This is a genomic window from Peribacillus sp. SRI_006 (genome assembly GCF_057586375.1).
The window spans coordinates 1-651 of record NZ_JBYCZT010000049.1 but is presented as its reverse complement, the minus strand read 5'-3'; the positions used below and the strand labels follow the sequence as shown (position 1 = coordinate 651).

At 38.7% G+C, this 651-nt stretch carries 1 protein-coding gene; it reads left to right on the top strand.

Going from position 1 to position 651, the window contains the following annotated elements:
* Window positions 1–223 precede the first annotated feature (223 nt).
* Window positions 224–651, top strand: a 428-nt coding sequence (locus tag AC2YHV_RS27600) for an IS110 family transposase (protein ID WP_487374604.1), incomplete at its 3' end; no start/stop codon positions are given.

Here is a 651-nt window from a genome sequence, read left to right as displayed (position 1 = left end):
TCAAAATAGAGTCTAACCCATTAACCCCTTGACAATAATGGAAAATAACAATACAACCAGGCTGAACTTTTTTTGGTGGATCTTAAGGAAGATACCCTGTATAAGAAACTGGTTGTGACAGTATGGAAGAACCATTTAGTGTACTGCTAGTACGTATACAAAAATTTTTGTAACAAATCCCCTGTCATATGTATTGTTAATCTTTTTTGAGGTGATTTCTCCTATGGAAGCAATGATTGAACGGTGTGCTGGCCTAGATGTACACCAAGAAACAGTAGTAGCCTGTGTATTATTTGGTCCATTAGATAAAAAGCCAAAGACCTCTATTGAAACTTTTTCAACTACAACAACGGGACTCTTGGCTTTAAGTGATTGGCTCGCTACCCTTCAGGTATCCGATGTTGTGATGGAAAGTACCGGAGTCTACTGGAAACCAATATGGAATATACTCGAAGGTTCTTTTCACCTTGTTCTTGCCAATGCCAGACATGTCAAAAATGTTCCAGGGCGTAAAACTGATGTGAAAGATGCCGAATGGCTTGCCAAGCTTCTAAGATGCGGACTTATTGAAAACAATTTTGTCCCACCAGAGGATATTCGTGATTTACGAGATCTTACTCGTTATCGAAAAAAATTGATTCATCATCGCAC